This is a genomic window from Caldimonas mangrovi (assembly GCF_023721835.1).
GTDB classification, from domain to species: Bacteria; Pseudomonadota; Gammaproteobacteria; order Burkholderiales; family Burkholderiaceae_C; genus Caldimonas; species Caldimonas mangrovi.
Map to the genome: position 1 here is coordinate 160347 of NZ_JAMKFE010000003.1, position 23070 is coordinate 183416.

At 67.4% G+C, this 23070-nt stretch carries 22 protein-coding genes, 1 pseudogene and 1 riboswitch; of the genes and pseudogenes, 8 read left to right on the forward strand and 15 right to left on the reverse strand.

From position 1 onward, the window contains the following. The first annotated feature begins 119 nt into the window (after positions 1-119). Both M8A51_RS05870 and M8A51_RS05875 read left to right on the forward strand, forming a co-directional pair. Positions 120-1787, forward strand: a complete 1668-nt coding sequence (locus tag M8A51_RS05870) for a long-chain-fatty-acid--CoA ligase (RefSeq protein WP_251777247.1) — start codon at positions 120-122, stop codon at positions 1785-1787. A gap of 68 nt (positions 1788-1855) precedes the next feature. Beyond that, positions 1856-2604, forward strand: a pseudogene (locus tag M8A51_RS05875) (5'-methylthioadenosine/adenosylhomocysteine nucleosidase). Here M8A51_RS05875 and M8A51_RS05880 read toward each other — a convergent pair. From M8A51_RS05880 to argS, 7 genes are all read right to left on the reverse strand, one after another. Next, on the reverse strand, positions 2589-3842 hold the full coding sequence (locus tag M8A51_RS05880; protein ID WP_251777248.1) for a THUMP domain-containing class I SAM-dependent RNA methyltransferase: 1254 nt from the start codon (positions 3840-3842) through the stop codon (positions 2589-2591). The pseudogene M8A51_RS05875 and the gene M8A51_RS05880 sit on opposite strands and share 16 nt — an antisense overlap. Before the next feature lie 211 nt (positions 3843-4053). Then, positions 4054-5580 carry an RNA polymerase factor sigma-54 gene (locus tag M8A51_RS05885; protein WP_251777560.1) on the reverse strand — a complete coding sequence of 509 codons (1527 nt, stop codon included), beginning with the start codon at positions 5578-5580 and terminating at the stop codon, positions 4054-4056. Positions 5581-5591: 11 nt separating this feature from the next. Next, complete coding sequence (gene lptB / locus M8A51_RS05890; RefSeq protein WP_251777249.1) at positions 5592-6362, reverse strand: LPS export ABC transporter ATP-binding protein; 771 nt, start codon at positions 6360-6362, stop codon at positions 5592-5594. Next, positions 6359-6976 (reverse strand): lipopolysaccharide transport periplasmic protein LptA, encoded by a 618-nt coding sequence (gene lptA / locus M8A51_RS05895; protein ID WP_259371879.1) that lies wholly within the window; start codon positions 6974-6976, stop codon positions 6359-6361. Before lptA ends, lptB begins: the two co-directional genes overlap by 4 nt. Before the next feature lie 120 nt (positions 6977-7096). After that, positions 7097-7765 carry a thiol:disulfide interchange protein DsbA/DsbL gene (locus tag M8A51_RS05900; RefSeq protein ID WP_251777251.1) on the reverse strand — a complete coding sequence of 223 codons (669 nt, stop codon included), beginning with the start codon at positions 7763-7765 and terminating at the stop codon, positions 7097-7099. Between the two features lie 67 nt (positions 7766-7832). Continuing rightward, positions 7833-8453 carry an SPOR domain-containing protein gene (locus M8A51_RS05905; protein ID WP_251777252.1) on the reverse strand — a complete coding sequence of 207 codons (621 nt, stop codon included), beginning with the start codon at positions 8451-8453 and terminating at the stop codon, positions 7833-7835. A 64-nt stretch (positions 8454-8517) separates the two neighbouring features. Further along, positions 8518-10203 (reverse strand): arginine--tRNA ligase, encoded by a 1686-nt coding sequence (argS, locus tag M8A51_RS05910; protein WP_251777253.1) that lies wholly within the window; start codon positions 10201-10203, stop codon positions 8518-8520. Positions 10204-10293: 90 nt separating this feature from the next. On the opposite strand from argS, the gene M8A51_RS05915 reads away from it, so the two are divergent. Further along, positions 10294-11631 (forward strand): serine/threonine-protein kinase, encoded by a 1338-nt coding sequence (locus M8A51_RS05915; protein WP_251777254.1) that lies wholly within the window; start codon positions 10294-10296, stop codon positions 11629-11631. A 79-nt stretch (positions 11632-11710) separates the two neighbouring features. Next, entirely contained in the window at positions 11711-13564 is a 1854-nt protein-coding gene (locus tag M8A51_RS05920; RefSeq protein ID WP_251777255.1) for a putative bifunctional diguanylate cyclase/phosphodiesterase, read from the forward strand. Here the strand turns inward: M8A51_RS05920 and M8A51_RS05925 are convergent. Beyond that, positions 13558-14361, reverse strand: a complete 804-nt coding sequence (locus M8A51_RS05925) for an anti-sigma factor family protein (RefSeq protein WP_251777257.1) — start codon at positions 14359-14361, stop codon at positions 13558-13560. The genes M8A51_RS05920 and M8A51_RS05925 overlap by 7 nt on opposite strands. 2 nt (positions 14362-14363) lie before the next feature. Then, the gene (locus M8A51_RS05930; protein ID WP_251777258.1) at positions 14364-14906 is read right to left on the reverse strand and encodes an RNA polymerase sigma factor; all 543 of its coding nucleotides are present in this window, start codon (positions 14904-14906) and stop codon (positions 14364-14366) included. A gap of 103 nt (positions 14907-15009) precedes the next feature. Here M8A51_RS05930 and M8A51_RS05935 point away from each other — a divergent pair, with 103 nt between their 5' ends. Continuing rightward, the gene (locus M8A51_RS05935; protein ID WP_251777259.1) at positions 15010-15528 is read left to right on the forward strand and encodes a flavin reductase family protein; all 519 of its coding nucleotides are present in this window, start codon (positions 15010-15012) and stop codon (positions 15526-15528) included. Here the strand turns inward: M8A51_RS05935 and M8A51_RS05940 are convergent. After that, a complete protein-coding gene (locus tag M8A51_RS05940; RefSeq protein WP_251777260.1) occupies positions 15509-15925 on the reverse strand; it encodes a tautomerase family protein in 417 nt (138 codons plus the stop codon). The two genes, M8A51_RS05935 and M8A51_RS05940, sit on opposite strands and share 20 nt — an antisense overlap. A gap of 31 nt (positions 15926-15956) precedes the next feature. Next, positions 15957-16172 carry a hypothetical protein gene (locus tag M8A51_RS05945; RefSeq protein ID WP_251777261.1) on the reverse strand — a complete coding sequence of 72 codons (216 nt, stop codon included), beginning with the start codon at positions 16170-16172 and terminating at the stop codon, positions 15957-15959. A gap of 92 nt (positions 16173-16264) precedes the next feature. On the opposite strand from M8A51_RS05945, the gene M8A51_RS05950 reads away from it, so the two are divergent. From M8A51_RS05950 to trxC, 3 genes are all read left to right on the forward strand, one after another. Then, positions 16265-17173: a LysR family transcriptional regulator gene (locus tag M8A51_RS05950; RefSeq protein ID WP_251777262.1), complete on the forward strand. Its 909-nt coding sequence runs from the start codon at positions 16265-16267 to the stop codon at positions 17171-17173. Between the two features lie 35 nt (positions 17174-17208). Beyond that, positions 17209-17372, forward strand: a riboswitch (FMN riboswitch). A gap of 103 nt (positions 17373-17475) precedes the next feature. Next, a complete protein-coding gene (ribB, locus tag M8A51_RS05955) occupies positions 17476-18141 on the forward strand; it encodes a 3,4-dihydroxy-2-butanone-4-phosphate synthase (RefSeq protein ID WP_251777263.1) in 666 nt (221 codons plus the stop codon). A 90-nt stretch (positions 18142-18231) separates the two neighbouring features. After that, positions 18232-18654, forward strand: a complete 423-nt coding sequence (gene trxC / locus M8A51_RS05960) for a thioredoxin TrxC (protein WP_407062209.1) — start codon at positions 18232-18234, stop codon at positions 18652-18654. 90 nt (positions 18655-18744) lie between these two features. On the opposite strand, the gene M8A51_RS05965 is transcribed toward trxC, so the two are convergent. From M8A51_RS05965 to M8A51_RS05980, 4 genes are all read right to left on the reverse strand, one after another. Beyond that, entirely contained in the window at positions 18745-19998 is a 1254-nt protein-coding gene (locus tag M8A51_RS05965) for a carbohydrate porin (protein WP_251777267.1), read from the reverse strand. A gap of 149 nt (positions 19999-20147) precedes the next feature. Further along, positions 20148-21230 (reverse strand): ABC transporter ATP-binding protein, encoded by a 1083-nt coding sequence (locus tag M8A51_RS05970; RefSeq protein ID WP_251777268.1) that lies wholly within the window; start codon positions 21228-21230, stop codon positions 20148-20150. Positions 21231-21247: 17 nt separating this feature from the next. Next, positions 21248-22162, reverse strand: coding sequence for a carbohydrate ABC transporter permease (locus M8A51_RS05975; protein WP_251777269.1), 915 nt, complete (start codon positions 22160-22162; stop codon positions 21248-21250). Further along, positions 22159-23058, reverse strand: a complete 900-nt coding sequence (locus tag M8A51_RS05980) for a carbohydrate ABC transporter permease (RefSeq protein WP_251777270.1) — start codon at positions 23056-23058, stop codon at positions 22159-22161. Before M8A51_RS05980 ends, M8A51_RS05975 begins: the two co-directional genes overlap by 4 nt. Positions 23059-23070 lie beyond the last annotated feature (12 nt).

A 23070-nucleotide genomic window follows, 5' to 3' on the forward strand; every position in this document is an offset into this window, starting at 1 on the left:
GCGTACGCGACGCCGGAGCGACTTTTTCTGGGGAGCACCATCTAAGTCGCGCTATCGAAACACCTGATGCGTTTGCCGTCAGCCTTCCGTCAGAATCGCGGCTCTTAGCGGAGAACTGGATGAACAAGGTTTGGCTGAAGCACTACCCCGAGGGCGTCCCTCACGAGATCGATCCCGACCAATACGCCTCGCTGGTCGAGCTGCTGGAGGAAAGCTTCCGCAAGCATCGTGATCGCGCTGCCTACAAGTTCCTGGGCAAGACGGTCACCTTCGGTCAGGTGGACGACCTCTCGCGTGCTTTCGCCGCTTACCTGCAGGCGCAGGGGCTGGAAAAGGGCGACCGCGTGGCGATCATGATGCCCAACGTGCCGCAGTACCCGATCGCGGTGGCGGGCATCCTGCGCGCCGGCATGGTGGTGGTCAACGTCAACCCGCTGTACACCCCCCGCGAGCTGGAGCACCAGCTGAAGGATTCGGGCTCGAAGGCCATCGTCATCATCGAGAACTTCGCCAAGACGTTGCAGGATTGCCAGGCTCACACGCCGACGAAGCAGGTGATCCTGGCGTCGATGGGGGAGCTGATCGGCCTGAAGGGCCTGATCGTCAACTACGTCGTGCGCAACGTGAAGAAGATGGTGCCGGCCTATCACCTGCCGGGCGCCACGCGCTTCAAGGACGCCCTGGCCGCCGGCCGCAACGCCGCCTTCCGCAAGCCCGACATCAAGCGCGAGGACATCGCGGTGTTGCAGTACACCGGTGGCACCACCGGCGTCAGCAAGGGCGCGGTGCTGCTGCACCGCAACGTGATCGCCAACGTGCTGCAGTCCGAGGCGTGGAACCAGCCGGCGATGAAGAAACTGGCGCCCGGCGAGCAGCCGGTGACGATCTGCGCGCTGCCGCTGTACCACATCTTCGCGTTCACCGTGAACATGATGCTGTCGATGCGCACCGGCGGCTGCAATGTGCTGATTCCCAACCCCCGCGACATACCGGCGGTACTGAAGGAGTTGTCGCAGCACAAGTTCCACAGCTTTCCGGCCGTCAACACGCTGTTCGGTGCGCTGGCGCACCACGCCGACTTCAACACCGTGGACTGGAGCCATCTGTCGCTGAGCGTCGGCGGCGGCATGGCGGTGCAGCAGGCCACCGCGAAGCTGTGGCTCGAAAAGACCGGCTGCTCGATCTGCGAAGGCTATGGCCTGTCGGAAACCTCGCCGTCGGCCACCTGCAACCCGACCGACAGCAAGACCTACACGGGCACCATCGGCCTGCCGATCCCGTCGACCGAGATCAAGCTGCTCGACGACGAAGGCAACGAAGTGCCGTTGGGTACGCCCGGCGAGGTATGCATACGCGGCCCGCAGGTGATGGCCGGCTACTGGCAGCGGCCCGACGAGACCGCGAAGGTCATGACCGCCGACGGCTTCTTCCGCACCGGCGATATCGGCACGATGGACGAGCGCGGTTACTTCAAGATCGTCGACCGCAAGAAAGACATGATTCTGGTGTCCGGCTTCAACGTCTATCCCAACGAGGTGGAAGATGTGGTCGCGCAGATGGACGGTGTGCTCGAGTGCGCGGCGGTCGGCGTGCCGGACGAGAAGTCGGGTGAGGCGGTCAAGCTCGTGATCGTGCGCGAGAACCCGGCGATGACCGAGGCCGAGGTGCGCGCGTACTGCGAGCAGAACCTGACCGGCTACAAGCGTCCCCGGATCATCGAGTTCCGCACCGAGCTGCCGAAGACCCCGGTGGGCAAGATCCTGCGGCGCGAGTTGCGCAACAAGTAACACGTTCGCAGATCTCGACGGCCCGGTGGCAACATCGGGCCGTTTGCTTCTTTTCCGGAGCCGCACCGATGGGCCGCATCGCGATCATGGCCGCCATGCACGAGGAACTCGCCGCGTTGCTCGCGCTGATGCCCGACGAACATAAGGAAATGGTCGCCGGTCGCGAGTTCTGGGTCGGCATCTGGAAGGCCGCGAAGTGGTCGCGGTGCTCTCGCGCATCGGCAAGGTCGCGGCGGCGACGACCGCAACGCTGCTGGCCGACCGCTACCAGGCCGAGGAACTGCTTTTCATCGGCGCGGCGGGCGGCTTGGGCGGGCACGTGCGGGTAGGCGACGTCGTGATCGCCGATGCCTTGCTGCAGCACGACCTCGACGCGTCGCCGATCTTCCCGCGCTGGGAGGTGCCGCTGTACGGGCGTTCTCGCTTCCAGCCGGATGCCGCGATGAGCGAGCGGCTGCGCTCGGCCGCGATATCGGTACTGGCCGATGCCCCCGCGCACCTGGGGGCCGACCTGCTGGCAACCTTCGGCATCGCAACGCCCGCACTGCACGCCGGCCTCGTCATCAGCGGCGACCGTTTCGTCAGCACGGCCGCTGAAAGCACCGCCTTGCGCGCTGCACTGCCGGACGCGCTGGCCGTCGAAATGGAGGGCGCCGCAGTGGCCCAGGTCTGCCACGACATGGGCCTGCCTTGCGCCGTGTTGCGCACGATTTCCGACCGCGCCGACGACAGCGCGCACGTCGATTTCAATGCCTTCATCCGCGAGATCGCGAGCCGCTACAGCGCCGCCATCGTGCGCGGCTATCTGCGGGGCTGATGGTCCTCGGCACCTGCTGCACCCCGCATGCTGCCGGCCACCAGATCGAACTTGAACAACCGGCACTCGATCGGACCGTTCCACATCGGCACGCGCCGGCTTTCCTTCAGGCGCATCAATGACGGCAGCTTCATGTCCGGGCTCAAGACCCAGGCCGTCCAACCGCCGAAGTGGCGCTTCCAGTGCGAGGCGAGCCGGGGGAAGAAGTCGTCCGGCGTGCCGGTCTCTTCCTTGCTGCGCGCGACGCTGCCACCTGCCGAGATGCGTTCGCCATACGGCGGGTTGACCATCATCGTGCGCGCCAAGCCATCGGGAACGGCAGGCGCGGGCCGCTGCAGCACGTCACCGCCGTGCAGTTCGATCGCATGCGCGACACCCGCCCGCTCGGCATTGCGTCGCGCAAAGTCGATCATCCGGAAGGCGACGTCGCTGGCGTAGACCGGCACCGTCGGCGCATGCGCCCGCGCACGCGCCTGCTGCTGCAAGGCGGCCCACTCGGCGCGCACCTGCGGGCCCGAGAACGGCGTCAGCCGTTCGAACGCGAAGCGCCGCTTCAACCCCGGCGCAATGCCGCAGGCGATCTGTGCCGCTTCGATGGCGATGGTGCCGGAGCCGCAGCAAGGGTCGAGCAGCGCCCCGCCCTGTTCGGGCGTGCCCTTCCAGCCGGCCGCCGCGAGCATGGCCGCGGCGAGCGTCTCCTTCAGCGGGGCCTCGCCCTTGTCCTCGCGCCAGCCGCGCTTGAACAACGGCTCGCCCGAGGTATCGGCATACAGCGTTGCATGCTCTTCGCTCAGATGCAGCATCACGCGCAGGTGCGGGCGTTGGGTGTCGACGTTGGGGCGGTCGCCTGCTTCGGCGCGCATCACGTCGCACAGCGCGTCCTTGATGCGCAGCGCGGCGAAGTTGAGGCTGCGCAGCGGTGAACGCTGTGCGGTGACGTCGATCTTGAAGGTCTGCCGGGGGTCGATCCAGGCCTGCCAGGGCACCTCGCGGGCGAGTGCGTAGAGATCGTCCTCGAGCTTGTAGCGGCCGTGGGCCACGCGCACCAGCACGCGCTGTGCGAGCCGGCTTTCGAGGTTGAGCGCCATCACCGCGCGCGCGTCGCCCTGCAAGGCGATGCCGCCTCGCTCCAGCATGCCGCCGGTGTCGGGGCCGAGGATCGCCATCGCCTCTTCGGCCAGCAGTTCCTCGACGCCGCCCGCGCAGGGCAAGAACAGTTCAAACAACGGGGCAGGCATGCAACTTCACACTTCGCGACGGGAGGCCCTGAGGGGGTGGACCACCATGGACCCGGCTTCGCCGGGCCGTCAGTGGGCCTTGCAGGCCGCCTCGGACCGAGGACGGTCCAGCCCTTCGCCGGGCACGAGCAGTCCGCAGGGACTGCTGGTGTCCGGGCTCAGCCTCCTCGAAGGGGGCGCGCGCAGCACGTAGGGGGTGGTCGGTGCCCATTCAGATGCTCTTGCGCAGATTGGCGGGCGCGATCTTCAGCGCTTCGCGGTACTTCGCCACCGTGCGGCGCGCCACCTGGATGCCCTGCTCTTCGAGCATCTGGCTCAGCTGGCTGTCGGACAACGGCTTCTTCGGGTCTTCGGCGCTGACGAGCTGCTTGATCAGCGCGCGCACCGCGGTGCTCGACGCATTGCCACCGGCTTCGGTGTTGAGCGACGAGCCGAAGAAGTACTTCAGCTCGAAGGTGCCGAAAGGGGTGGCCATGTACTTGGCCGTGGTCACGCGCGAGATGGTCGATTCGTGCAGCCCCAACTCGTCGGCGATCTCGCGCAGCACCAGCGGCTTCATCGCGATCTCGCCATGGGTGAAGAAATTCTTCTGTCGCTCGACGATGGCCTGCGAGACGCGCTGGATGGTCTCGAAACGCTGCTGAATGTTCTTCATGAACCAGCGCGCCTCCTGCAGCCGTGCGCTCAGGGCCTGCCCGCTGTCGCCGCTGCGCTGCTGCTTCAGCGCCTGCGCGTACAGGTCGTTGATGCGCAGCTTGGGCATCACGTCGGGGTTCAGCACCACCTTCCAGCCGCGGCCCGACTTCTGCACGATCACGTCCGGCACGACGATGTTGGCCTCGGCGTGCACGAAGGGCCGCCCGGGTTTGGGCTCGAGCGAGACGATCAGGCCCTGGGCCTGGCGCAGCAGGTCCTCGTCGGCACCGGTGGCCGCCATCAGCTTCTTGACGTCGCGCCGGGCGAGCGCTTCGAGGTGGCCCTTGCAGATCAGCAGGGCGATGATCTGCGCCTCGCTGCGTTCCATGGCGCGCAGCTGCAGGCACAGGCATTCGGACAGGCTGCGCGCGCCGATGCCGGTCGGCTCCATGTTCTGCAGCCATTTCAGCGCGCATTGCAGGCGTTCGAGCAGGTCTTCGCGACCTTCGGGATCGTCTTCGTCGACCAGGCGCTCGACGATCTCCTCCAGCGGGTCCGCGAGGTAGCCGTCCTCGTTGAGGGATTCGATCAACACCATGACCGCGGCGGCGTCCTCGGGGGTCAGGCGCATGCCCAGCAACTGGCGGCGCAGGTGGTCCTGCAGGCTGATGCCGGGCGAGGCCCGGTCGATCGGGTCGAGGTCGTCGTCCTCGATCGCGCCGTTGCGGTTGGTCGGTGTCTCGCGGATGCCGTCGAAGTCGTCGCGCTCGGTGCCGTTCTCCCAGTCGTCGCGCTCGGTGGTGCCGAGCTCCACCGTGTCCATCGCCGGGGCAGCGTCGGTGGCCTCGAAGCTGTCGCTGTTGTTCTGCTCGGCATCCGTCGTGGTGCGTTCCTCGCGCGTCAGCGGGCGCTCGGTCGCATCGAGGGCGGAAGGCTGGGCGACGAACTCTTCCTCGGGCTCGAGGAAGGGGTTCTGCTCCAGCATCTGCTCGACTTCCTGGTGGAGTTCGAGGGTCGACAGCTGCAGCAGGCGGATCGACTGCTGCAATTGCGGGGTGAGCGCAAGATGCTGGGAGAGGCGGACCTGCAAGGACGGTTTCATGCCGCTCATCTCTACATCCGGAAGTGTTCGCCGAGGTAGACCTTGCGGACGTCGGGGTTCTCGACGATCTCCGCAGGCGTGCCTTCGGCCAGCACCTCGCCCTCGCTGATGATGTAGGCGTGATCGCAGATGCCCAGCGTCTCGCGCACGTTGTGATCGGTGATCAGCACGCCGATGCCGCGCGCTTTCAGGAAGTTGATGATGCGCTGGATCTCGATCACCGCGATCGGGTCGACGCCGGCGAACGGCTCGTCGAGCAGGATGAAGCGCGGCTGCGTCGCCAGGGCACGGGCGATCTCGACGCGGCGGCGCTCGCCGCCGGACAGTGCGGGTGCCGGCGTGTGACGCAGCTTCTCGATGCTCAGGTCGTGCAGCAGGCTGTTGAGCCGCTGCTCGATCTTGTCCTTGGGCAGCGGGCGGCCTTTGCTGTCGTGCTGCAGCTCCAGCACCGCCCGGATGTTCTCGGCCACCGTCAGCTTGCGGAAGATCGACGCTTCCTGGGGCAGGTAACTCAGGCCCAGGCGCGAGCGCTCATGGATGGGCTGGCGCTCGACGCTGCGGCCGTCGAGCGTGATCTCGCCGGCGTCTGCGCGCACCAAACCGACGATCATGTAGAAGCTGGTGGTCTTGCCGGCGCCGTTGGGGCCCAGCAGGCCGACCACTTCGCCGCTCTTGACCGAGAGGTGCACGTTCTTGACGACCTTGCGCGCCCCGTAAGACTTCTGCAGCCCGCGGGCTTCGAGCCGGCTGGGGCCGGCTTCCGACAGGGCAGCCGCGTTCATCGAGGCTCCTGGGGGGCGGAAGCGGGCGGGATCGGCGCGCTGGCAGCAGGCGGCGGCGCGATGACACCGCTGACGCGCCCGCCGGCTTCCCGGCCACCATCGACCGCAAACACTTCGGCCACGTTGTCATAGGTGATCGTCTGGCCCTTGACCTCGTCGGCCAGCGCTTCGCCCCGGTAGCGCCGGATCACGGCGTTACCGGTCAACTTCAACGTGTCGGTGCGACCGTCGTATTCGATGCGGTCGGCTTCGCCTTCGACGTGCTCGTCGACCCGGTCTCGCTTCTGACGGTACTGGGCCGGCTTGCCGGCTCCGCCGATGGCGACGGCGGCTTGGTGGCCGTCGGCGGTCTGGCGCACCTCCACGCGTGCAGCGCGCATCGACATCGTCCCCTTGGTGATCACCACATTTCCCGTCAGGACATTGGTCTGACGGGCGTCGTCGTAGCGCAGTGCGTCGGCCGTGAAATTCAAGGGCTTCTCCCGGTCGGCCCGCTCAGCCCCGACGGAGCTGGCCGTTGCCGTCAGCAAGGCCGCAACGGCGACGGGAGCCAGCTGCCGAGCCAGGCGATGGAGAAGGGAGGGCGCGCAGCTGCGCTCGTACAGGGAGTTCATTGAGGCATGAAACTTGCAGTTCGCCTCATTCTAGCCCACGGTTTCCGGTTTGCTCAGCGGCGTACCGGACGATCCCGGACGCCGGCGGTGCATTTTTGCGCAACCGCCCGCGAAAACGCCTCAGCGGCGCCGCGCAAGATCGATCAGATGGTCCGCCACACGCAGCGAACGCTCCAGCGAGCCGGTCAGTCCGCCCGACGTCCAGTAGCGGCCGGCCACCCCCAGCGTGGGCACACCGTCGATCTTGTAGCGGTCGGACAGCTGCCGGGCGTGCAGCGCCTTGGTCTCGACGTCGCGGGATCGGTAAGCCTCGACGAATTGCGCCCGGTCGACACCTTGAGTGGCCACGAAATCGGCCGCGGCGGCTTCGGTGTTCAGCGGGTTCTTCTCGGTGTGGATGGCGAAGAAGACCTTGCGGTGCAGGTCCTCGACCCGCCCCAGGGCCTCCAGGGCGTAGTAGATGCGCTGGTGCACGACGAAGGCGTCACGGAAGGCGACCGGCACGCGGCGGAAACCGACATCGGCCGGCAGCTGCTGAACCCAGGCTTCGAGCATCGGCTCGAAACGGTTGCAATGAGGGCAGCCATACCAAAAAAATTCGATCACCTCGATCTTGCCGGCGCCGAGCTGGCGCAGCGGCGGCTGGATCACGACATAGTCGCGGCCGGCCTGCGGCGTCTGTGCGCGGGCCGACGGTGCGGCGACCAGAGCGCCGCCTGCCAGCCACGGGGCCAGCCTGCCGGTGCCGACACAGGCGCTGAGTGCGGCAGTGAATGCGCGACGCTTCATGGCGAGTCCTTCTTCAATGTCGTCCGGTCAGTCATCGAGCGCCTCGGGCGCCCGGAGTTCCGCAAGCTCAGCGCTGGACGCGCACCAGGGCTGCTTCGATGCCGCTGCCGCTCAGCTTCTCGCGCGCGGTGTCGGCGTCGACCTGCGTATCGTAAGGGCCCAGGCGCACCCGGTACACGGTGCGGCCGGCCTGCTCGCGCTCGGTGATGCGAGCCGCAAAGCCCAGCATCGCCAGGCGCGCGCGCTGCTGCTCGGCTTCCTCGATGCGGCTGTACGCGCCGGCCTGCACGAAAAACGCGAGCGCCGGTTCGCCCGACAAGATGGCCGCCGGGTCGCGCGACGAAGACGGCGCAGCCGCCGCCGAGCGCTCGGGCTCGCTGGGTCGCGCCGCGCCCGGGCGCAGCCCCGGCGGCAAGGCGGCGGACGCGGGCGGCAGCGCCGGCTCGGCCTGCGCGGGCCCCGCCGGGGGCTTCGCAACGGCGTTGCGGCCCTGCAGCGGCGCATTCGGGTCCCAGTTGCGGTTGCGCTCGGCCTCGGCCGCATCCTGTTCGGCGGTGCGCGACGGCACCTTGTTGACGAAGGGCACCGGTACCTTCGTGACGTACAGCGCCACGCCCAGCGCGAGCGCCAGCCCGACGAGCAGGCCGACGATCATGCCGAGAAAGAAGCCGCCACGTTGTTGTTTCATTCGGTTTTTCCTGTTGATCGCGCGCACTGGAACGCCTTGTGGTCAGGGACAGGGCACATGGTCATCACATTTTCTCAGGGGCACTCACACCCAGAACCGCCAGACCGTTGTGCAGCACCTGCCGGGTCGCGGTCAACAGCGCCATGCGCGAGCGCATCAATTCGACATCCTCGACCAGAAACCGCACTTCCGCGTAGTAGGTGTGGTAGGCGCTCGCAACTTCGCGCAGGTAGAACGCGACGTCGTGCGGTGCGAGGTTGTCGGCGGCGGTCTTCAGCATGGCCGGAAACTCGGCCAGCTTCAGCATCAGCGCGCTCTCGGCCGGCTGCACCAGATGGGCCAGGTCGGCCGACGGCAGCGCCGCGGGCTGGCCGCCGTGGTCGCCCTGCCAGTTGCGGATGACCGAGCAGATGCGTGCATGCGCGTATTGCACGTAATAGACCGGGTTCGCGTTGTCCTGTTCCAGCGCCAGGTCGACGTCGAACACGAACTCGGTGTCGGCCTTGCGGCTGATCAGGAAGAAGCGCACCGCGTCGCGGCTGGTCCATTCGATCAGGTCGCGCAGCGTGACGTAGGAGCCGGCGCGCTTGGAGATCTTGACCTCTTCGCCGCCCTTCATCACCGTCACCATCTTGTGCAGCACGTAGTCGGGATAGCCGGCCGGAATGCCGGCATCCGCCGCCTGCAGCCCGGCGCGCACGCGTGCGATGGTGCCGTGATGATCGGTGCCCTGGATGTTGACGACCTTCGTGTAGCCGCGCTCCCACTTGTTGATGTGGTAGGCCACGTCGGGCACGAAGTAGGTGTACGTGCCGTCGGACTTGCGCATCACGCGGTCCTTGTCGTCGCCGTAGTCGGTGCTGCGCAGCCACAGCGCGCCGTCCTGCTCGTAGGTCTTGCCGGCGTCGACCAGCTTTTGCACCGTCTGCTCGACGCGACCGCTGGTGTACAGGCTCGACTCGAGGAAATAGCGGTCGAATTTGACGCCGAAGGCCTGCAGGTCGAGGTCCTGCTCGTGGCGCAGATAGGCGACCGCGAACTGGCGGATGCCGTCGAGATCGTCCGGGTCGCCTGACGCGGTGAACTCGCGGTCGTCGGACTTGACCGTCTTCTTTGCCATGAAGTCGGCCGCGATGTCGGCGATGTACTCGCCGTTGTAGGCCGCTTCCGGCCAGCCCGCATCGCCCGGCTTCAGCCCCTTGAGGCGCAGCTGCGTCGAGTTCGCGAGCGTGGCGATCTGCACACCGGCGTCGTTGTAGTAGAACTCGCGCGTCACCTCGTGGCCTTGCGTCGCCAGCAGGTTGCAGATCGCGTCGCCGAGCGCGGCCTGGCGGCCGTGTCCGACGTGCAGCGGGCCGGTCGGGTTGGCCGACACGAACTCCACCATCACGCGCTGCCCGTTGGCAGGCTGCCGGCCGAAGGCATCGCCGGCTTCCATCACCTCGGCGACGATCTGTTGCTTCGCGGCGGCCTTCAGGCGCAGGTTGATGAAGCCGGGGCCGGCGATCTCCATGCTGTCGACCCAGCGCTCGAAGGCCTCGCGTTGCTTCAGCCCGTCGATCAGGGTCTGCGCGAGTTCACGCGGATTCTTCTTCAGCGGCTTGGCGAGCTGCATGGCCGAGGTGCAGGCCAGGTCGCCGTGGGCAGCCTGCTTCGGGCTCTCGAAGGCGGCTGCGGGCGGCTGCGTGGGGGCCAGCACGGCCAACTCGTCGGCCAGCGCCTGCAGGAGTTCTTGTTTGGCACGGATCATGCGGCGATTCTACTTTTCGAGTCGTAGTTCGCTTGCCGGCAGCAGGCGACGGTGAAATGATGCACCCTCCCTGTCCCATACACGCCTTGCATGACCGAAACCGACGCCCCGGTTGCCACTTTCACGCACATCGGTGAATACCGAGTGCTGCGCAAGCTGGGCGAAGGTGCGACCAGCGAGGTGTTCCTGTGTCGTGACGAATTTCACGCACGCGAGGTCGCAGTCAAGCGCGTGCGCGACGCGGCGGTGCGCGATCCCGTCGATGGCCGCTACTACTCGCGCTTCTTCGCGGCCGAGGCGGCCCTGGTCGGCCGGCTGCAGCACCCGCACGTGGTGCAGATCTTCGACGCCTCCGACAAGCCCGACGAGCAGTACCTCGTGATGGAGCATGTGCCGGGCAGCACGTTGCGTCCCTATTGCAGGGCCGACCAGCTGCTGCCGCTGGAACTGATCGTCGAGATCGGCTTCAAGTGCGCGATGGCGCTCGGCTACGTGTTCCGCCAGGGCCTGGTGCACCGCGACATCAAGCCTGCGAATATCCTGGCGGTCGAGGCCAACGGCCACGTCACCGACGTCAAGGTGAGCGACTTCGGCAGCGTGCTCAACCTCGGCGCCGACACGACGCAGGTCCATCGTGTCGGCTCGCTGACCTACATGTCGCCCGAGCAGCTCGACGGCGGGCCGCTCAACGCGCAGTCGGACATGTACGCACTCGGCGCGGTGCTGTACCACCTGATCACCGGCCACCCGCCGGTGGAGGCCGACTCGCAGCCGGCGATGATCCAGCGCATCCTGAATGCGCCGGTGGTGCCGCCCAGCGAGCGCCGCCACGGTGTGGAGCCGGCCGTCGACGGCGTCATCCTGCAGGCGCTCAACAAGCTGCCCGAGCACCGTTATGCCAACTGGGACGACTTCGCCAATGCGCTGGCGTCGCTGATCACCAACCGACAGGTGCCGCGCGGCAACCTGCAGGCGGTGCTCGATTCGGAGCGTTTCGGCCTGCTGCGCCAGCTCGACTTCTTCAAGGGCTTCGACGACGTCGAGTTGTGGGAGGTGGTGCATCAGGCGCGCTGGCAGCGCTACTCCGTCGGCCACAAGCTGATGAAGCGGGGCGAGCGCGGGCGCGACTTCCACATCGTCGCCCAGGGCGCGGTCGAGGTGCTCCGCGAGCGGCAGAAGGTCGAGACGCTGAAAGCCGGCATGCTGGTCGGCGAGATGGCCTACCTGGCGCCGAGCAAGGACATGCGGCTGCGCTCGGCCGACGTGGTGGCGACCGAGCCGATCACGACCATCTCGTTCACGCCCGACACGCTGGCGCAGCTCAGCGTGGCATGCCGCGGGCGCTTCAACGAAGCCTTCATCGGCGTGCTGGTGCGCCGGCTGCATGCCGCGCACGAGGCCTTGTCGCATCCTCAACGCATCCTCTGAACACCGCGGGCGCTCGGTAGTACCCCTGCCGGGAGGCGCGCAGACGCTGGTGCACAATCAGCAGCCAGCCTGGTCGCCGATGAGCAAACGCGAGCCCCACCCCCCCGAATCCAGCCCCGTCGCAGGCGAGGGCGGCTCCTTGCTGCGCCAGACGATCCTCGAGTACCAGGCGATCTTCGACCATGCACCGGTCGGCATCGCGCTCAGCCGCAACCGGCGCATACAGCACGCCAATCGCCGCTTCGAGGAAATGTTCGGCTGGTCGCACGGCGGGCTCGAGGACCAGCCCGGATCGGTGACGTGGGCCACGCCGGAAAGCTATGTCGAGGTTGGCCGGCTCGCCGCGCAGCGGCTGGCTCGCGGCGAGCTGCTCGAGATCGAGCGAGAAATGCGCCGCCGGGACGGCAGCACCTTCTGGGCCCGCGTGCGCGCGATGCCGATCGAGCCGGAGCATCCCTCCAAGGGGGCGACGGTCTGGATCATCGAGGACATCACGGAGCAGCGCCAAGCGATGCAGACGCTGCAGGTCTCGCAGCACGAACTCGAAGCGCGCGTGAAGGAGCGCACCGAGGCGCTGGCGCTGGCGTATGCCCAGCTGCGTCGCGAGACCGAGGAGCGCGAGACCGCCGAGAACCAGGTGCGCCACCTGGCCGAACACGACGCACTGACCGGCCTGCCGAACCGTCGCCTGCTGGAATTGCGACTGCGCCAAGCGTTGCACGATGCGCGCGAGCAGGGTGGCTGCGTCGCGGTGATGTTCATGGATCTCGACCGTTTCAAGACCATCAACGATTCGCTCGGCCACGTGGTCGGCGATCGCCTGCTGCAGCAGGTGGCGCTGCGCGTGCACCAGTGCATGCGCCGGCCCGACACCGTCGCGCGGCTCGGCGGCGACGAGTTCGTGATGCTGCTGCCGGGCCTGAGCGGCGCCGGCGACGCGGCGATGGTCGCCTCGCAGCTGATCGACGAAGTCGCCAAGCCCTACGAGATCGACACGCTCGAGCTGCGCGTGACGCCGTCGGTCGGCATCAGCCTGTTCCCCGATCACGGCGACACGCCCGACGTGCTGGTCGGCAAGGCCAGCGCCGCGATGTACCAGGCCAAGGCGCAGGGACGGCGCAGCTATCTGTTCTTCAGCGGGCAGACCGACGCCTCGTCGTCACAACGGCTGCTGCTCGAGAACGACCTGCACCGTGCAATCGAGCGCGGCGAGTTCGTGCTGCACTACCAGCCGCGCTACGAGCTGGCCAGCGGCATGCTGTGCGCCTGCGAAGCACTGCTGCGCTGGCAGCATCCCACGCGCGGCTCCATCAGCCCGGTGGAGTTCGTTCCGCTGGCCGAGGAAAGCGGCCTGGTGGTGCCGATCGGCGAATGGGTGTTGCGCGAAGCCTGCCAGCAGCTCCAGCGCTGGCACGCCAAAGGGCTGGACGTCTGCCCCATCTCGGTCAACATCTCGGCGCGGCAGTTCCGCAGCCTGGAGCTGTTGTCGATGATCCGCTCGGTGCTCGATGAAACCGGGGTCGACCCGCGGCTGCTCGAAGTCGAGATCACCGAGACGACCCTGATGCACAACACCGAGGAGACGCTGTCCATCCTCGGCCAACTGCATGCGCTGGGCATCAAGATCTCGGTCGACGACTTCGGTACCGGGTATTCCAGCCTGGCCTACCTGAAGCGCTTCCCGGTGGACTTGCTGAAGATCGACCGATCGTTCGTGCATGACCTGGTGACCGATGCCGACGACGCCATCATCGTCAGCGCGATCATCGGCCTGGCCAGGAGCCTGCAACTGCGCGTGGTGGCCGAAGGCGTCGAGACGCCCGAGCAGGTCGACTTCCTGAAGCGCCGCGGCTGTGACGAGGTGCAGGGCTTCCTGTTCAGCAAGCCGCTGCCGGCCGCGCAGATCGAGTCATTGTTCAACCTGCGCTACTGAGCCTTCTTGGCTTGCTGGTAGATGCTGCTCGCCAGCGTGACCAGCTGTTCCTTCGGCAACTGGCCCGCCAGCGCATAGCCGACCTCGTCGTCGACCCAATAGAACAAGCCCACATCGGCTTGCTGCTCGTAGCGGAAGGCCGCCGGCGTGTCCGTTTCCGGCTTGCGCAGGTAGACCGTGACGCGCTGCCGGGCGCCGTTCTCGTACATCAGCTGGGCGCTCGGCCCGGTGACGTCGGGCAACAGGCGGCCCCCGACGAGCTCATAGCCGTGCGCCTGCAGGTCGAACAGTCGGACCGGGGCGTCGATGCGCCGCGTGAGCCAGCGGGCCAGGTGTTCTTCCCGTGCACGCACTTCCACCGGGTGGCGCACTTCGGGCACGTAAACGCTGTGCGCCACTGCCGCGCGCTGCACCCATGGCAAGGGCTGCTGCCGCGCGAGCGGCGTGGCCTGCGAGCGCATCTGCTGCCACGTCGCTGCCGCGCCCACGAGACCGCCACCGACGAACAACAAGGCGCCGGCGGCGATGCGCCATTGCGCCCACCGACTGCGGCTGTCGTGCATCACGGTGCGCGACAGCCGATCCGGCGTCGGTTCGTCGAGCGCTGGCTGCAGGGCCGCGCGCAAGGCATCGCGGTCGGCATGCAAGACATTGAAGCGGGCTTGTGCGGCCGGGTTCGCGGCCAGCCACGCCTGCACCGCTGCGCGGTCGGCATCGTCGAGTTCGCCGTCGAGGTAGGCGTTCAGGCGCAGGTCGCGGTCAGCGGCTTCGAGGGCGGGGGATGTGGGCGTCGGCATGGTCAGGCAATGCGTCGCAAGGTGGGGCGGCGGGCGGCAGCCGGTGCGGGCGTGGCCGCGTCGGCAGGGCTGCCCAGCAGGGCGCGCAGGGCGGCTCGGCCGCGCGACAGGCGCGACATCACGGTGCCGATCGGGATGCGCAGGATGTCGGCGCACTCGGCATACGAAAGCTGCTCGACACCCGCGAGCACCAGCACTTCTCGCTGCTCCAGCGGCAGGCGCTGCAGCGCGCGCAGCAGGTCGAGGCCGGCGTCGAGATCGATGGCCGGCCCCGCCTGCTGCGTGCCGGAATCGTCTTCCGCGAGCGGCGCGTAGCGCGACTGCTTGCGCACCTCGTCGAGATGGGCGTTGTGCGTGATGCTGAGCAGCCAGGCGAGCAGGTCGCGTCTCTGGTCGAACTGATGCCAATGGGCGAGCGCACGTTCAAGCGCAGTCTGCACGAGGTCGTCGGCAGCATGCGTGTCGTACACCAGCGAGCGCGCATAGCGGCGCAGGCGCGGGATCGCGTCGAGCAATTGCGTGCGGAAAGCGGCCGGAGCGCTCATGCAGGGGTGTACGTCGTGGCCTGCAGCTTTATTCCATCCTGGTGTTGCGTCAAGCGCCGTTCATAGACCCGCTTGCGAGCGTATCCGCGCCGTGCGCGGAATAATGGTCGCCGTGAACCCACCCCGCCGGGCCGCGGCCCCCAGTTTCTCGTCGCTCGAATTCCGTCGTGCCCTCGGCATGTTCGCCACCGGCGTGACGATCGTCACCGCGCGCGACGTCGACGGGCGCCTGATCGGCCTAACGGCCAACTCGTTCAATTCGGTGTCGCTGGAGCCGCCGCTGGTGCTGTGGAGCCTGTCGCGCCGGGCGGGCTCGATGCCGGTGTTCTCGCGCGGATCGCATTACGCGATCCACATCCTCGCCGCCGACCAGATCACGCTGGCCGAGCGCTTCGCGGCGAAGAACGTCGACCGTTTTGCCGGCGTCGACTACCGCGAGAACGGCTCCGGCACGCCGGTGATCGAGGGTGCGGCCGCGGTGTTCGAATGTTTCAACCGCAGCCAGTACGAAGAGGGCGACCACGTCATCTTTGTCGGCGAGGTCGAGCGCTGCATCCATCGCGCGGAAGCCTCGCCACTGCTGTTTCACGGCGGACGCTACTTCACCGAGTTGCCGCTTTGAGCCTGGCCTCGATGTAGCGCCGTTCCTGGGTAAGGCCGGCATAACCGTATGCGTCGCCGCGCACTTCGTCGACCAGCACGTAGCTGGCCGGATGCAATGCGCCCAGCAGCCCCTGCATCGCCTCGTAGACGACGGCGACGTAGCGTTCCTTTTCGTCCTTCGTGTTGGTGCCCTCGGTGATCGAGATGCGCAGGTTGAAGCTCGCAAGCCGGTGCTCGTTCAGGCTGCGGGTGCCGATGATCCACAGCGCGGGATCGACCGGTTCGAGTTGCACGGCCGTGACCTCGGGCTTCTTGCCCAGGATGTCGGTGGTCAGCGTCGTCAGTCGCGTTGCCAGGTCGTGCGGGGTGGTCTGCAGGGCAGGGTCGGCGCTGTAGCGCAGGTGAGCGAAAGGCATCGATGGGCTCCTGTGGGTGTCGAGGGGGGTGTCAGAGATAGGGTGCCGTGCCGGGGTGGCACCAGCCCCGGCTGGACCAAACGTGGTGCGCGCGCTCGGCCCAGGCTTCGAACCAGCGGTCGAACAGGCCCTGCGCCCCGCCGACGTCGACCGCTTCCCCGGCAGCCGCTTCGGCGGTCGGGGAGGCCAGGCGCAGCAGGGGGGCGGTGGAGGCTGAATGACGGGGACAGGCGGTGGGGGCAGTCATGGCGAACTCCTCGTGTCGGTGTCGTGACTCTAGGTTTGCGTTGACGCACAAACAAGGCGAAGATCGGCATATCAAGTTTGCAAAAAGGCACAATGCCCGCTTCCGCTCCCCCCTCCGCCCTCGACTGGGACGACCTGCGTTATGCGCTGGCCGTCGCCGACGCCGGCTCGCTGGTCGGTGCCGCCCGTGCTCTGGGCGTCCAACACTCAACGGTGCTGCGCCGACTGGACGCGCTGGAACACCGGCTCGGCACGCGCTTGTTCGACCGCCACCGCCAGGGTTACGCGCCGACCGAGGCCGGCGAGCTGCTGGCCGACCAGGCGCGCCGCATGCAGCCGGCCATCGACGACGTGGCGCGACGCATCGTCGGGCGCGATCTGCAGCTGACGGGCGTCGTGCGGCTCAACACCTCGTACATCGCGATGCTCTACCTGTTGCCGCAGCCGCTGGCCGCTTTCGCGCGAGCGCACCCCGGTATCGAGGTCGAGGTGGTCGAGGCGATGGCACTGGTCGATCTGTCGCGCCGCGACGCCGACGTGGCTTTGCGCATCAGCACCCAGGTGCCACAGCACCTTGTCGGCCGTCAGCTCGGCACCGTGCGGTTTCGCATCTATGCACGGCGCGGCGACGCCGGGTTGCCGCAGCGGCCGCTGCCGATGCGGCAGCTGATCGAGCAGGCACCGTGGATCGGCTTCGAACGCGACGCGTCGGGCACCTTCTTCGAGCGCTGGATGCGCAACCACGTGCCGGCCGAGCGTGTGCGGATGCGCGTCGACCTGTTCCATTCGATGACCGTGATGCTGCGCACCGGGCTGGGCGTGGGCGTGCTGCCGACCTTTGTCGGCGCGCAGGAGCCGGAGCTGATCGCCGTGTCGGACGACGTCGACGAGATCGCGACCCCGCTGTGGCTGCTCACGCACCCTGACCTGCGGCGCACCGCGCGCGTGCGTGTTTTCATGCAGCACGTGGGCGATGCCGTGGCGCAGCGGCTGTCAACTTGACGACAGGCGTCGGTGCCGCAGCGGCTCTATGATGGCCGGGTCTTCAGGGCGGGGTGAAAGTCCCCACCGGCGGTAGGAAGGGCGCGTTTCGCGCCGTTCGAGCCCGCGAGCGCCCGCGGGAGCAGCATGCACCACGGGGTCAGCAGATCCGGTCCCAAGCCGGAGCCGACGGTCACAGTCCGGATGAAAGAAGACAGCGGTTGCGGCGTGGCCGGCAGCCGGCGCATGCACGTGCGCCAGTGGCCGGTTGCGACGCCGCCGTGCCCTGAAACGCCCGTCCTTCACCCTTGCAGGAGCGTTTCATGAGTTCGACTCTGCTTTCCCCCAGCCCCCTCCCAGCGACTTCGCACGGCGACCTGCCGGCGCATTGGCGTGCCGCTTTGCTGGCACTCCAACGCGGCGAGCCCATGCTCGTCACTGACGACGAAGATCGCGAGAACGAGGCCGACTTCATCGCGGCGGCCGCCACGATGACCGAGGCGACGATGGCACGTTTGATCCGCGACGGCAGCGGCATCGTCTGCCTCTGCCTGGAACCCGACGCCGTCGACGCGCTCGGCCTGCCACCGATGGTGGCGCTCAACGAGAGCCGCTACGGCACGGCTTTCACCGTGTCGATCGAAGCGCGGCAAGGCGTCGGCACCGGCGTGTCGGCGCGCGATCGGCTGACCACCATCGCAGCCGCCTTGGGCACCGTGCCGGGCGGGGTCGCGAGCCCGGGGCATGTGTTCCCGTTGCGCGCTGCACGCCAAGGCGTGCTGGAACGGCGCGGACACACCGAGGCCGCGGTCGATCTGGCGCGTGCAGCGGGTTTGCATCCTGCCGGCGTGCTGTGCGAGCTGATGAATCCGGACGGCTCGATGGCGCATGGCGCGCAAGTGACCGACTACGCCGCACGCCACGGGTTGGTTGTGCTGGGGATCGAGGAGGTGGTCCAGCTCAGGCGTTTGCTGCTCGCCGGCACTTGATTTGCCTGGCAGGCGCACGCACTTTGCAAAGCACAGGCCCGTCGGATGCTGGCCCTCTTGCCTGTGCAGGTCCGACTCAGGAGGTACCCCGTGCTGATCGCCTGCCTTCACTGCCAGACCCTCAACCGTGTGCCGCAAGCGCGACTGCAGGACGACCCGAACTGCGGGCAGTGCAAGCAGCCGCTGCTGAGCGGCGAGCCGTTCGAGCTGACCGACGAGAATTTTGCCGCCGTGGTCGGCAAGACCGAACTGCCGGTGGTGGTGGACGTGTGGGCGCCGTGGTGCGGCCCGTGTCGCATGATGGCACCGCAGTTCGAGCAGGCGGCGCGCGAGCTCAAGGGCCAGGCCCTGTTCGTCAAGCTCAACAGCGACGACAACCCGAAGACCTCGGTCCGGTATCGCATCCGCAGCATCCCCACGGTGCTGCTGTTCCGTGGCGGCGAGGAGTACAGCCGCCAGTCGGGCGCGATGCCGGCACGCGATCTCGTACGCTGGGTGCAGCAGGTACGCTGAAGGTTCTTTCGAACCCGCCAGCCGCCTGACCAGCGCGGGTTGCCGTCGTGTTGAGCCGTTACACGCAAGAGGCCCTGTGGCCCTTGCTCATCACCACCATGCCTCGAATTGCGCGCCGATCGACGAGCCGCTCTTGCGGTCGCCGAACACCTGGCTCAGGCGCGAGCTGCCCAGGCCGGTGTCGGCATTGATCGCATCGCGTGCGGCGTCGTTCCAGCGCGCGTAGGTGTAGAACAGCCGGATCGTGGGACGCGAGCTCGGCTGCGTGCCGGCGGACACGGCCGCGGCCAGCGTCAGCTTGGTGAGGTTGCGAGTGGGGCCGTCTTCGGGCTTGATGATGTCGTGCCCCAATTCGATCAACCCGCGGAACGGCCCGCTGATGTGCGTGTCGGTGCGTCCGCCCAGCGAATACCATTTTTCGTCTGCGCCGCTGACGCGCTTCGTGCGGTACTCGGCAATGAGGTCCCAGCCGGTGCGGATGCTGTCGAGCATGCCGGTCTGTTGCAGCACCGCGCGCCACTGCCTGAAGTCGTCCGATTTCTCGATCTTCGCGCCGACGAAGGTATTGCCGCCCAAGGTGCCCTTGGTCACGTGGTACAGGCCGAGGCGGGTGTAGGCGTCCTTCTCGGCCTTGGGGGTCGGCGGGTCGGTCGACTGGTCTTCGCTCGTCGTGGTGTTCGCGTAGCCCAGGTAGACCGCCAGCTCGCTTTTCCCGAAGGTCGGGATGCCGGTGTAGCGCAAGGCGTGCTCGTAGCGGTTCTCGACGGCGCTTTCGCTGCGAGGGTTCATCATGAAGGCATAGCTGAACTTGCCGACGCCGAGCTCCACGTCCTCGATACCGGCGCCGTCGCCGTCGTGGTTCTCGAGGAACTGGTCGTTGATACCCAGCTGCACGCGGTCATAGAAGCGGCGGCCGACCCACACCTTGCCGTTGCCCAGCTGCGGAATGCCCGCGCCGTAGGCATACGCCTGGCCGAAGCGTGTGGTCAGCTCGTCGGTGCCCGCCTCCTCGTCGCCCCAGGCGCGGTAGACCGAGGGCATCAGGTGGATGTACCAGCGGCCGCCGTTGTCGATGTCGGCCAGCTTGGCCACGAAGCTGGGCTCGATCACGTAGTCGCACTCGTTGCCGAGGCGGTACTTGGTGTCGGCGCCCGGCAGCTGGTAGCACACCATCGTGCCGCCGCGCGAGTTGACGCCGGTGGCCGCCCGGGCGTAGCCGGAGAACTCCAGCGTCGGGGAGGTCTGGGCGCCGGCTGCAGCGGCGACACACGACAGGACTGCGCCGGACAGCAGGCGCCGCTTCGGGGCGCGCGAGGGCGCCGACATGGGGATGGACAGTCTCACTTTTAGTCTCCTCGGTACAAGAACAAGCCGCCGGCCTCGGCGGCACCAAACTCCGGTTGCCCGGATGAAAACGTTTACATAAATTTTCCAGGTCGAGCGAAGGCGGCGCAGGGCCCTGTGGTTGTCGAAGAGGTCGAGGAAGCGCCGCTCTACAGGCGCTGTTGCGTCGGGGCGTCGAACAAGGACACCTTGCTGGCGTCGATCTCGAAGCCGACCACCTGGTCGGGCGGCATCTCCTGGTCAGCGGCCGATTGGACGGCCAGGGACTGGCCGTGCGCGTCGAGCCAGGTCACCAGGTGTGCGCCCATCGGCTCGACCAGCGAGATGCGCGCGCTGCCGGTCTGCGCTCCGTTCAGCGCCTTCAGCGTGATGTGTTCGGGCCGGATGCCCAGCACCGTCTTCGCGCCGTGCACGGCGGTGTGCTGGAACGCATAGCCGCTGACGTCGACGGTGGCGCAAGCCGAGCGGAACAGCACGCGGCCATGATCGCGTTCGAGCTGGCCTTCGAGGAAATTCATGCCCGGCGCCCCGAGGAAGCCGGCAACGAACATGTTGACCGGACGGTGGTAGATCGTGGCCGGGGCGTCGATCTGCTGGATGCGGCCGTCTTTCATCACCGCGATGCGGCTGGCCAGAGTCATCGCTTCGACCTGGTCGTGGGTGACGTAGATCATGGTCGAGCGCAGTTCCTTGTGCAGTTGCTTGAGCTCGCGACGCAATTCGGTGCGCAGCTTGGCGTCGAGGTTGGACAGCGGCTCGTCGAACAGGAACACCGCCGCTTCGCGCACCAGGGCGCGGCCGATCGCGACGCGCTGGCGCTGCCCGCCCGACAGCTGCGACGGCTTGCGCTGCAGCAGCTCGCCCAGGTGCAGGATGTCGGCGGCACGCTTCACACGGCGCGCGATCTCGTCCTTGGGCACACCGTTGATGCGCAGCCCGAAGGACATGTTGCGCTCGACGTTCATCGTCGGATACAGCGCATATGACTGGAACACCATGCCGATCGAGCGGTCCTTGGGGTCGGCCCAGGTGACGTCCTCTCCGGCGATCTCGATGCGGCCGTCGTGCACGTCGAGCAGCCCGGCGATCGAGTGCAGCAGCGTGGACTTGCCGCACCCCGACGGCCCGAGCAGCACGAGGAACTCGCCCTCGTCGACCTTGAGCCGCAGGTTCTCGAGGATGGAGACATGGCCCATGCGGACCTGGAGATCTTCGATGCAGACGCTGGACATGTGTCGATCCTCGGCTTTCAGCCTTTGACCGCGCCGGCGGCGATGCCTCGCACGAACCAGCGCCCGGAGATGAGATAGACGGCCAGCGGCACCAGCGAGGTGAGGATGGTGGCTGCCATGTTGACGTTGTAGAGACGCTCGCCGGTGGTGGTGTTGATGATGTTGTTCAACTGCACCGTCATCGGCAGGTTCTCGCGGCCGGCGAATACCAGCCCGAGAATGAAGTCGTTCCAGATGCCGGTGACCTGCATGATCACGGCCACGACGATGATGGGCAGCGACATCGGCAGCATCAGCTGGAAGAAGATGCGCCAGAAGCCGCCGCCATCGATGCGCGCGGCCTTGAACAGCTCCATCGGCAGGCTCGCGTAGTAGTTGCGGAACAGCAGCGTCATCACCGGCATCCCGAAGATCGCGTGGATCAGCACGATGCCGGGCAGCGTGCCGAACAGCGACATGGCCGCGAATGCACGCACCAGCGGGAACATCAGCACCTGGTAGGGCACGAAGGCACCCAGCATCAGCACGCCGAACAGCCATGCACCGCCGCGCGGCCGCCAGAACGACAGCGCGTAGCCGTTGATGGCGCCGAGCAGGATGGACAGCACCGTGCTCGGCACCACGATGGCCACCGAGTTCCAGAATCCGGTGCGAATGCCCTCGCACTGCAGCCCGGTGCAGGCGGACGCCCACGCGACCATCCACGGCTCGACCGTGAGGCTGACCGGCGGCGAGAAGATGTTGCCCAGGCGGATCTCTTCCATCGGCTTCAGCGACGTGACCAGCATCACGTACAGCGGCAGCAGGAAGAACGCGGCGGCCGACAGCAAGAAGAAGTACAGGCCGACGCGCGAGGCGGTCCAGCGCGAGCGGCGACGTGCCGGCGCGCGGGTGACGGGGCGAACGGCGAGAGGCGGCATGGCGACGCTCATCGGGCAGCCTCCCGCCGCGCGGCGCGGCTGCGGGCGTAGAGGTAGGGCGCCAGCAAGGCCAGCACGGTCAGCAGCAGCACGGTCGAGGCGGCCGATGCGAGGCCGATGTTGGCTCGCGTGAAGAGATGATCCATGATGAACTTCGCCGGCACTTCGCTGGCGGTGCCGGGGCCGCCCTGGGTCATCGCGACCACCACGTCATAGACCTTGACGACACCGACGGCGAGCAGCACGAAGGCGGTGGCGATGGCCGGCCACAGCATCGGCAGCACGATGCTCAGGTACACCCGCCAGCGCGGAATGCCGTCGATGCGCGCCGCTTTCCACAGGCTGTCGTCGATGCCGCGCAGGCCGGCGAGCATCAGCGCCATCACGAGACCCGAGGCCTGCCAGACGGCGGCGATCACGATGGCATAGATGGCCTTGTCCTGGCTGACGATCCAGTCGAAGGTGAAGCCCTCCCAACCAAGACCGCGCATCGTCGATTGCAGCCCGAGCTCCGGGTTGAGCATCCACTGCCACACCAGGCCGGTCGCGACGAAAGACATGGCGTACGGGTACAGGAAGATCGTGCGCAAGGCGCCCTCGCCGGCCACCTTCTGGTCGATGAACGCCGCCAGCAGAAAACCGATCACCAGGCATGCCGCGATGAACAGCACACCGAAGATCACGACGTTGTGCAGCGAGATGATCCAGCGCTCCGTGTCGAACAGCCGCACGTATTGCGCCAGCCCGACGAAGCTGCCGGTCGGCAGCGTGCGCGAGCCGGTGAACGAGATCCACACCGACCAGCCGACGGTGCCGATGTAGGCGAGCAGCACGGTCGCGGCCAGCGGCAGCAGCGCGGTGTAGACCGCCCACTGGCGCAGCAGCAGGGCCGGGGGCCTGGCGTTCATGTCGTCTCCATG